At 68.7% G+C, this 9,786-nt stretch carries 8 protein-coding genes and 1 pseudogene; 4 read left to right on the top strand and 5 right to left on the bottom strand.

Annotated features, from left to right (window positions below; all coding sequences use genetic code 11):
* Nucleotides 1-195 precede the first annotated feature (195 nt).
* The 3 genes from ACILRF_RS11685 to ACILRF_RS11675 form a co-directional block, all read right to left on the bottom strand.
* A complete protein-coding gene (locus ACILRF_RS11685; protein ID WP_395673059.1) occupies nt 196-1,242 on the bottom strand; it encodes an ATP-binding protein in 1,047 nt (348 codons plus the stop codon).
* Nucleotides 1,239-1,982 (bottom strand): response regulator, encoded by a 744-nt coding sequence (locus ACILRF_RS11680; RefSeq protein WP_395673057.1) that lies wholly within the window; start codon nt 1,980-1,982, stop codon nt 1,239-1,241. The genes ACILRF_RS11685 and ACILRF_RS11680 overlap by 4 nt, the downstream gene beginning before the upstream one ends.
* A 179-nt stretch (nt 1,983-2,161) precedes the next feature.
* Nucleotides 2,162-2,569 carry a helix-turn-helix domain-containing protein gene (locus ACILRF_RS11675; RefSeq protein ID WP_395673055.1) on the bottom strand — a complete coding sequence of 136 codons (408 nt, stop codon included), beginning with the start codon at nt 2,567-2,569 and terminating at the stop codon, nt 2,162-2,164.
* A gap of 203 nt (nt 2,570-2,772) precedes the next feature.
* Between ACILRF_RS11675 and ACILRF_RS11670 the strand changes: the two genes are divergently transcribed.
* A complete protein-coding gene (locus ACILRF_RS11670; protein ID WP_395673053.1) occupies nt 2,773-3,024 on the top strand; it encodes a hypothetical protein in 252 nt (83 codons plus the stop codon).
* Here the strand turns inward: ACILRF_RS11670 and ACILRF_RS11665 are convergent.
* On the bottom strand, nt 3,021-4,349 hold the full coding sequence (locus ACILRF_RS11665; RefSeq protein ID WP_395673051.1) for an MFS transporter: 1,329 nt from the start codon (nt 4,347-4,349) through the stop codon (nt 3,021-3,023). The two genes, ACILRF_RS11670 and ACILRF_RS11665, sit on opposite strands and share 4 nt — an antisense overlap.
* Nucleotides 4,350-4,456: 107 nt before the next feature.
* Here ACILRF_RS11665 and ACILRF_RS11660 point away from each other — a divergent pair, with 107 nt between their 5' ends.
* The gene (locus ACILRF_RS11660) at nt 4,457-5,983 is read left to right on the top strand and encodes a serine hydrolase domain-containing protein (protein ID WP_395673049.1); all 1,527 of its coding nucleotides are present in this window, start codon (nt 4,457-4,459) and stop codon (nt 5,981-5,983) included.
* On the opposite strand, the gene ACILRF_RS11655 is transcribed toward ACILRF_RS11660, so the two are convergent.
* Nucleotides 5,980-7,356 (bottom strand): CitMHS family transporter, encoded by a 1,377-nt coding sequence (locus tag ACILRF_RS11655; RefSeq protein WP_395673047.1) that lies wholly within the window; start codon nt 7,354-7,356, stop codon nt 5,980-5,982. The two genes, ACILRF_RS11660 and ACILRF_RS11655, sit on opposite strands and share 4 nt — an antisense overlap.
* Before the next feature lie 129 nt (nt 7,357-7,485).
* Here ACILRF_RS11655 and ACILRF_RS11650 point away from each other — a divergent pair, with 129 nt between their 5' ends.
* A complete protein-coding gene (locus tag ACILRF_RS11650; protein ID WP_395673045.1) occupies nt 7,486-8,706 on the top strand; it encodes a serine hydrolase domain-containing protein in 1,221 nt (406 codons plus the stop codon).
* 112 nt (nt 8,707-8,818) lie between these two features.
* Nucleotides 8,819-9,786 (top strand): annotated as a pseudogene (locus tag ACILRF_RS11645) (hypothetical protein); the annotation flags it as partial.

Raw genomic sequence — 9,786 nt, 5'->3', positions numbered from 1 at the left:
GAAAAGCGCGGCGCGTTCGAGCAGGTGTTCCAAAGCGGCCTCCAAGGGTGGAAGGTGCGCGATGGCCGGCCGGCGGCTGGAGCATTATGCGGCCAGACGCGCAGGGGGCGTGGCCTGCCATCGCGCAAAGGGTTTTCCCCGGCGCGCTTTGCTGCTGCGCAGCATTTTCGTGTCAAAGAATGTCTGGATCGGCCGTCAGGCCGGACAGGGCAGGCGCAGTTCGGCGCGGAGCCCGCCGCCCTTGCGGTTGCGCAGGGTGAGGACGCCGCCTTCGCTCGAGGCGACGCGCTCGACGATGCTGAGGCCAAGGCCGAGCCCGGCGGTGTTGCGGGCCCGGGCATAGTCCAGCCGATGGAAGGCCTCGGTCACGCGGCCGAGCTCATCCTCGGGGATGCCGGGGCCCTTGTCCTCGACCGCCAGGACAACGCGCCCGGGCTCGGCGGTGAGGATCAGGTCGGCGCTGCCGCCATAGGCCACCGCGTTTTCGATCAGGTTGTTGACCGCCCGTTTGACTGCCAGGGGACGCACCTTGATCGGCAGGTGCTCGGGGCCCCGATAGCGGACCGCGCCGCCGGCGTCGGACGCCTCGTCGACCAGGGTCATGCAGATGGCGGCAAGGTCTGTCAGCCGGGGCGGCTCGCTCTCGTGCCGCCCGCCGAGGTAGTCGAGCAGGGAATTGAGCATCGCCGTCATCTCCTCGACGTCGCGCTCGAGGGCCTCGCGGGTCTCGTCGTCGGCCACCATGCCGGCGCGCAGGCGCAGCCTGGCCAGCGGCGTGCGCAGGTCATGGCCGACCGCGGCCAGGGCTTGTGTGCGGGCGGCCAGAAGGTCCGAGATCCGCGTCTGCATGGCGTTGAAGGCGCGCGCCAGGTGGCGAAGGTCTCCGGCCCCTTCCTCCGGCACGTGAACCGCCCGTCCCTGACCGAGGGATTCGGCCGCGTGGGTCAAGTTGCGCAGCGGGCCGCCGAGGCTGCGCAGCAGCACCACGGTGACGCCGATGACCCCGGCGCAGAGGATGGCGGCAGAGATCGCCTGCTGCAGGACGAGGCCCCAGACATTGGGTCGGAGCGCGGTGTGGGCATGGATCACCGACCCGTCGCGAAGGGCGCGGATTTCCTCGTGCTCATAGAGGATGAAGCTGCCGACAAACTCGAACAGCACCGCGCACATCACCACCAGTATGACGCGGCCGATCAGCCCCTGGGGCAGCAGGCGCGCGTGAAACAGACGGGGGCGCTTCAAATCCGCTCGACCGGCAGGGCGAACATGTAGCCGACGCCGCGGACGGTGCGGATCACCGGCGTCGTTTCGCCGTCGCGGCGCAGCTTGCGGCGCAGGCGGCTGACCAGGACGTCGATGCTGCGGTCCGAGGCGTCGCTGATGCGGGCGCGGGACAGCTCGAGCAGGCGCTCGCGCCCGATCACCCGCTGCGGCTGGCCGACGAAGGCGACGAGGAGGTCGAACTCGGCGCCTGACAGGTCGACGGCGACGCCGTCGGGTGAGGTGAGCTCCCGGTGCGCCGGGTCGAGGATCCAGCCGCCGAAGGTCAGCTGGCCGCGGGCGATCTCCATGCGCCGCGGCTCGGCGGTGGTCCGGCGCAGGACGGCGCGGATCCGGGCCACCAGCTCGCGGGCGCTGAACGGCTTGGCGATGTAGTCGTCGGCGCCCAGCTCCAGGCCGAGCAGGCGGTCGGCCTCGTCGCCGCGGGCGCTGACCATGATCACCGGGATGTCGCTGACCTGGCGAATCGCACGGCAGAGGTCGAAGCCGTTGGCGCCGGGCAGCATGATGTCGAGCAGGATCATGTCGACGGGGCCGCCCTGCAGGCAGCGCTGCATCTCGGCGCCGGAGCCGGCGCTGATCGCGTGGTAGCCGTTCTCGCGGAGGGTGCGGATCAGCAGGGCCCGAAGGCTCGCGTCGTCCTCGACCACCAGAACGGTCGGGGGCCCGGGCGTCGCCAAGTTTAGGTTCAGCTCGAACATACGGACCTTACGCAGGCAAAGCGGGGCCATATCTAAGATCGGGCAGGCGGACCGCAACCGCCGGCATACAGGTGATTCCCGGCTGCGGACAGAATTAGGGCGCGTCGCGGCGTCCGCCGGCGTCGGGCGCCGAACGTTGAGGCCCGTGGATATCTATGGCGATCCGGCGGGGCGCCGGCTCAGGCGAGTTCGACCTCTTGGGTCTCCGGCGCAACGGTCCGCAGGAAGTTGACCAGCGAGCTGCGCGATTCGGGCGGCAGCCGCTCGTAGGCGATCAACAGTTCGAGCGCGCCCGGCGTGCGCATGCGCGCCAGCAGATCGAGATCCTGCGGCGTGGCGCGGTCGGCGCCGTCGAGCACCTCGAGCAGGTCGACGACGCGGCAGCTCAGCGCGCGTGCGATCTGGACCAGCCGAGAGAACGAAATCCGGTTGGCGCCGTTCTCGTACTTCTGGATCTGCTGGAAACTGACGCCGCACTGGTCGGCAAGCGACTCCTGGGAGATCCCCAGGGTCCGACGGCGGATTCGGACAGCGGCGCCAAGCGCGATGTCCATCGGATCCGGCGCCTTGGTGGAGGACTCAGCCAACTCTAGATGCTCCGTTGCCCCGAGAGGGCCTTGCGCTATTCGACGCAAACATTGCCACCAGTAAAGGCTTTTATTTCAAGTTTGAAAACCCAACCGTGTGCGGAGCGTCAAGGTGACGCTTTTGATGGGTTTCCGGCGGTTAAGGTTCTGGTGACCGAAGCACTGCGGAACTGGCGTTTCCCGTCGACCTGGCGTCAGGACCCATGCGAGTCGTTCAGTTGCATCCCCCGTTCGATCACGGCGCCGCGCTCCGCGTGCCGCCGCCGCACGACCAGAAGGGCTGGCGCATGCTCTGGACGTGGCTGGGCGACGAGGCCCAGACGGTGATCGAGGGCTCGGCTGTGCAGGTCCGCACTCCGGAGGGTCCGGTGGTCGCCCACTGTGGCGACTGGATCGTGCTCAGCCACTCCGGCTCTTTCCACGTCGCCCACGGCGCGCGGACGCTGCACGCCTAGGCGCGCGCCTTGGCCGGTTCCGGCCCGGCCGCCGCGTAGGCGGCGCTGAGCCGGCGATAGTATTTCGAGTTGAACGCCAGGATCGTCACCAGCAGGCCGATCACGCCGGACAGGGTGAAGACCAGGGCGATGCCGCGCTCGGACCCGCGGCCGAACCAGTCGCCGATGGCCTCCGCGCCGGCCCCGTTGGTCATGAACGGGATGAAGATGAACTGGGTCAGCGGGCCGATCAGGAAGGCGGTCAGGGGCGAGGCCGCCTGCTCCACCGACTGGGCGAAGCCGAACACCCGGCCCTGGCGCTCCAATGGCACAACCCGTTGCAAGGTGGTCTGCTCGGCGGCCTCGGCGTAGGGGCCGAGCAGCATCCAGATGAAGCAACCGCCCGCCAGCAGCAGGATCGACGACTGCACAGTGAAGACGCAGCAGACGGCCCAGGCGATCAGGTTGACGAGCATCAGGGTCCGCAGCGGGTTCTTCCCGAGGCCGGTGCGGGCGATCACCACGCCGCTGAGGATGAAGGCGCAGGAGATCACGCCCCACAGCAGACCCCAGGCCCGCACGTCCATCAGCGAAAGGCCATACGCGTCCATCAGCGCCATGAAGATGCCGCCGAGGAAGTTGTTGAAGGTCGAGAAGAAGATCAGGGCGAACAGCCCAGGCACGGCCGCGACGACCTTGATAGTGCCGGCGAGGTCGACCGTGCGCGGCGCGGCGGGCTTGTCGTCGTGGGCCGCCGAGCGCGGCTCGTCCAGGCGAACGAAGACGAGGTGCAGGAACGCCAGGGCGGTGAAGCCGAGCGCGAAGCCCAACGCCGCCAGCATGCCGCCCCAGGCGACGAGCAAGCCGCTGATCACGGAGGTGGTCAGGAAACCGACCCCGCTGACCATGCCCACGAGGCCGTTGGCCCTGTCGCGGCGATCCTCCGGGATGAGGATCGTCACCAGGGTCGGCAGGGCGATGCCGCGGATGTTGCCGGCGATCACCGCGAGCATGACGAGGACGATGAACGCCCAGAGCCAGATTCCCGAGACGTCGGCCAGGGCGCCTTCCGGCGCGGCGAAATAGGCGCCGAGCGACACCGCGTAGAGCGTGAACGAGGCGGCGCTGGAGCCCAGCATGACCGTCTTCTTCAGATGGTGATCGACCAGGCTGCCGAACCAGATGGCGAACCCGGCGGTGAAAACCAGATAGACGCCGGCGATGACCCCGGTGGCGAGCACCGAGCGTGTCTCCAGGTAGACCCAGAAGGTCAGCGCGAACCACACGGTGAAGTTGGTGATGTTGGCCACAAGATTGTTGGCCAGCACCTGGTGGAACGGGGTCATGCGGCGCTCCGGCGCGCGGTCGCGCCACTCAGCTTCGCCACTGTCATAGCAGTAAACCGCGAAGCCCATGTAACGTGCGGCTGAACAAGGGTCTTCGGGAGGGGCCAATGAGCCATCCGACGCCGGCGGTGAGGCTATCGCGACGCGCTGCGGGGGCGCTGCTGTTGGGCGGTCTTGCGGCGGCCGGAACCGGTGTGGCGCGGGCGCAGGCGGGCGCCGCGCTCATGCGCCGCGCGCCGAGCGAGGTCGGCGTCGACGGCGGCGCGATCCTCGACTTTCTGGCCGAGGTCGAGGCGGCCAAGATCGACATCCATAGCTTCATGCTCTGGCGGCGCGGGGCGGTGGTGGCGGAAGGGTGGTGGGCGCCCTACCGGCCCGAACTGCCGCACATGACCCACTCGCTGACCAAGAGCTTCACGGCCGCGGCGGTCGGGCTGGCGCTGGCCGAGGGCCGGTTCAAGCTGACGGACAAGGTCGTGTCCTTCTTCCCCGACGAGGCGCCGGCGACGGTCAGCCCCTGGCTAGCCTCGATGACCGTCGAGCACCTGCTGGCCATGAAGACCGGGCACGCCATGGCCGTCTCCGGCTCCGTCTGGCGACCGATCCGGACGAGTTGGGTGGCCGAGTTCTTCAAGATCCCGATCGTCAACGCCCCGGGCTCGACGTTCCTGTACACGAGCGCGGCGACCTACATGCTGTCGGCGATCATCAGCCGCACGACCGGCCAGAATACCTACGCCTACCTCAAGCCGCGGCTGTTCGAGCCGCTGGGGATCACCGGCGAGACGTGGGAGGCCGGGCCCAACGACATCACGCCGGGGGCCAACGGGCTGTCGCTGTCGACGGCCGGGATGCTGAAGCTCGGCATTCTCCACCAGCAGGACGGCGTGTGGAACGGTCGGCGGGTCCTGCCCGCCGGTTGGGCCGCGTCGGTGCAGGCGCCGCACACGCCGGGAGAATACGGCTGGCAGTGGTGGCTGAGCCCCGAAGGCTATTCGGCTCGCGGCCTGTTCGGCCAGGTGGCGATGGTGTTGCCGAAGCGCGAGGCGGTGGCGGCCTGGACCTCGGCCGACATGGACAGCCGCTCGATAAGCAAGATCTTCGAGCGGCACGCGCCGGCGATTTTCGCCGCAAGGGACCAAGCCGGCGCCGCGCGCGTGGAAGCGGCGCTTCGCTACAAGACCAGCCACCTCAGCGCGCTGCCGCCGCTGACGAAGACGACCTCGCCGTTGGTCGCCCGCATCTCGGGCAAGCGCTTCCTCGCCGAGCGGAACGCGGACGACGTTATGGAAGTCGGCTTCGAGTTCACCGACGACCGCTGCCGTTTCCGGCTCAGGGACGCGCGGGGCGAGCATGTGGTCGAGGCGGGGCTGGCGAGTTGGGTCGAAAGCCACACCAGCATGACCGGCGCGCGCCTGCACCACGAGTACCAGCTCGACGCCATGCGGGTCGTGGCGGGCGGGGCCTGGAGCGATCCCGACGTCTTCGAGATGACCTGGCAGTTCAACGAGTCGGCGTTCCGCGACCGGCTGGTCTGCCGCTTCGATGGCGACGCGGTGACGATCTCGCGCGCGGTGAACGTGAACTCGGGTGTCCGGTCGCTGCCGCCGCTGATCGCCCGGCTGCGGGCTTAGCCGACGACGAGCGGGAAGGCGCCGACCGCCAGCCCGGCGAGCAGCAGGACGAGCGACGTGGCGATCGCCCAGCGGGCTGTGAACTTCTGGTGCTCGGCGAACTCCACCCCTGACAGGTTGGCGAGGAGGTAGGTCGAGGGCACCAGCGGGCTAAGCACATGTAGTGGCTGGCCGACCAGCGAGGCGCTGGCCACCGCCTGCGCGCTGACCCCGTAGTGCGAGGCGCTCTCCGCCAGGATCGGCAGCATGCCGAAGTAGAACGCGTCGTTGGAGATGAAGAAGGTCATCGGCAGGCTGATCAGGCCCGTGATGGGCGCGAGGTAGGGGCCGAGCTGCGGTGGGATCACCGCCAGCAGGTCGCGGGACATCGCCTCGACCATGCCTGTGCCGTTTAGGATCCCGGTGAAGACGCCGGCCGCGAAGATCAGCGAGACGACCGCCAGGATATTGGCGGCATGGGCGGCCACCCGCGCCTTCTGGTCCTCCAGGCGGGGATAGTTGACGACCGCGGCGATGCAGAACGCCAGCATGAAGAGGATGGCCAGCGGCAGGACGCCGGCGATCAGCAGCGCCATCAGGACCGCGGTCAGGCCGGCGTTGAACCACACCAGCTTCGGCCGCCGCGCCTGCGGATCGGACGAGACGGTGAATCCGCGGCTGTCGGCGCCAACGCTTTCCTCGACCCCCGCGTCTCCGGCGATGGTGGGCTGGTAGTTGGGGGCGGGCGCGCCCAGCTCCAGCACGCCTAGCCGGCGGCGCTCCCGGCGGCCGTAGGCGTAGGCCAGGATCAGCAGCCAGCCGACCGCGATCGCCATCGCCGGCACCATCGGCAGGAAGATCTCCGCCGGCTCGAGTCGCAGGGCGCTGGCGGCCCGCGCCGTCGGTCCGCCCCAGGGCGTGATGTTCATCACCCCGCTGGAGAGCATGATCAGACAGGCCATGATCAGCGGGTTGAGGCCGAGGCGCTTATAGAGCGGCAGCAGGGCGGCGGTGGTGATCATGTAGGTGGTGGAGCCGTCCCCATCGAGTGAGACGAAGGTCGCCAGCACCACGGTGCCGACGACGATCTTCACCGGATCGCCGCGGACGATGCGCAACAGGGCGCCGACCGCCGGGTCGAACAGGCCGGCGTCGATCATCACCCCGAAGTAGAGGATGGCGAACATCAGCATCACCGCGGTCGGGGCGATACGGCTGATCCCGTCCAGCATCATCGGTCCGAGCCCGGGGCCGAACCCGGCCGCCAGGCCAAGGGCGAGCGGGACGATGATCAGGGCGACCAGTGGCGAAAGCCGTTGCGTCGTGATCAGGACCATGAAGGTCGCGACCATCGCAAAGCCGTACAGCGAGAGCGCCAGAGCCCACCTCCCCACGCGCTCTAGCGGCGCTGTCGTCGCGGTCAGGCTAGCACCGGATTGCGAGCTGCAAGGCGGAAAGTTGCCGTCGGGCGTGATCGCAGACGGAATCCTGCCTAAGGTGCCCGCAAAGCAGGGGAGGGCGCTATGACTGGGACGATCTTGAGGGCGGCATGCCTGGCGGTGGTTCTGGCTTTTCCGCAGGTCGTCCAGGCGCAGGGCGCCGCGCCGGCGCCGCTGGCCCACGCAGGTCCTTACGCCGAGCATCTCGCCGCCCCGTCCCGCGCCGCCGCGATCAGCCGTGGGCGGCAGATGGTGTCGGATTTCATGGCCAAGCGCGGCGTCCCCGGCCTTTCGGTGGCGGTGTCGGTGGACGGCCGCCTGGCCTGGTCGGAGGGGTTCGGGCTGGCTGACGTCGAACAGGGCGTGCCGGTGACGACCGCAACGCGCTTCCGCTCCGGCTCGACCGCCAAGCCGATGAGCATGGCGGCCGCCGCCGTCCTGCACGAACAGGGCAAGCTCGATTTCGACGCGCCGGTGCAGGCGCTGGTGCCGAGCTTTCCGGTGAAGAGCGAGAAGCCGATCACCTTCCGCATGCTCGCGGGGATGATCGGCGGCCTCAGGCACTACCGGATCGGCACCGAGGACTTCTTCAGTCCGGTCCGTTACGACGACGTCCTGCAGTATCTCGACACATTCAAGGACGAGCCGCTGATCGCCGAGCCGGGCACGAAGTTCTTCTATTCCAGCCCCGGCACCAACCTGCAGGGGGCGATGACCCAGGCGGCGGGCGGGCGGCCGTTCCCGGACCTGGTGCAGGCGCTGGTGTTCGAGCCGTTGGGGATGGCGCACACGACCCCCGATCGGAACGAGGAGATCATCCCCAACCGCACGCGCTATTACGAACGCACCGGCGGGGCCCGGACCTACCGGATACGGCCGACCTCCTGGGGTCCGGAAGGCAGGCCGGAGCGCGGCGTGCTGCTAAACGCGCCCTATACCGACAACAGCAATAAGTTCCCGTCCGGCGGCTACATGACCACGCCGGAAGATCTGGTGAAGTTCGGCGAGGCGCACCTGCGGCCGGGTTTCCTGAGGGCGGCCACTCTGCGCGAGCTCTTCACCGAGCAGAAGACGGCGGACGGCAGAGGCACCGGCTATGGCATGAACTGGTTCCTTGGCAAGGACGCCAAGGGCCGGCCGATCCGCTGGCACCCTGGATCTTCTGTCGGCGGCAATTCCATGCTGATCCTCTATCCGGACCAGAAGCTGGTCATCGCGGTGCAGACCAACCTGACGGACTCCAACATGGACGAGTTGCCCCGCGCGCTGGCCGACCTGTTCCTGGACGGCGGCGCCGGCCGCTGAAGATTCCGTCGCTACGTTGCGCGGCCGACATACAGCCGCGCGCGCCGTGTGATCACATCGACCTCCGCTGATTGAAACACCCGCGGGGGCGGGGTGGACGGGGGAATCCGAAATGGGACGTAAGTTCGTGCTGTCGCTGGTCAGCAGCGCCCTGCTGGCTGGCGGCGGCCTGGCCGCTTCGGCGCAGGAATGGACCGCGGTCGGCGGCAGCAAGGCCTTCGACCGCTATTCTCCGCTGAGCCAGATCAACAAGTCGAACGTCGGCAAGCTGCAGGTGCTCTGGGAGCGGCCGTCAGTGGACCCGTCCCTGAAGGCGCAGTACCCGGATCTGCAGCCGTCCAACTATAACCGCGGCACGCCGATCGTGATCGGCGGCGTGGCCTATGTGTCGAACGGCGTCGGGCTGATCGAGGCCTTCGATCCGCTGACCGGCAAGACCCGCTGGGTGCAGAAGCCCTTCGAGCAGAGCTTGCGCGGCGCGTCGGGAGCCAGCACGCGGTCGATCGGCTACTGGCGCAAGGGCGCCGACGAGCGGATCCTGTCGACGCGCGGCGAGTACCTCTACGCCGTCAACGCCAAGGACGGCTCGGCCATCCAAAGCTTCGGCGACAACGGCCGCGTCTATCTGCGCCGGGAAACCAAGACCAACAGCAACTTCGGCAACAGCGCCGGCGTGTTCGTGGCCGGCGACGTCGTGGTGGTGGGCGGCGGCGGGGGCGGTCCGAGCGGCGACGGCGGCGTGACCCGCGACGCGGCGCCCGAAGACATCCGCGCCTATGACGTGCGCACCGGCAATCTGGCCTGGACCTTCCACGTGCGGCCGCACGAGGGCGAGCCGGGCCGCGAGACCTGGGAAGGCGACGGCGCCAACATCACCGGCCATATGGGTTCCTGGGGCGGGATGGCCGTCGACGAGAAGCTCGGGTACGTCTACGTGCCGACCAGCGCTCCGACGAACCCGTTCTTCGGCGGCCACCGTCCGGGCGACAACCTTTATTCCAACAGTCTCGTCGTGCTGGACGCCCGAACCGGCAAGAAGGTCTGGCACTTCCAGGCCGTCCACCACGACCTGTGGGACTA

The sequence above is a fragment of the Phenylobacterium sp. genome, assembly GCF_044236515.1.
Taxonomy (GTDB): Bacteria; Pseudomonadota; Alphaproteobacteria; order Caulobacterales; family Caulobacteraceae; genus Phenylobacterium.
Note: the sequence above shows the minus strand (reverse complement) of the source record. Positions and strands in the feature narration are given on the sequence as shown.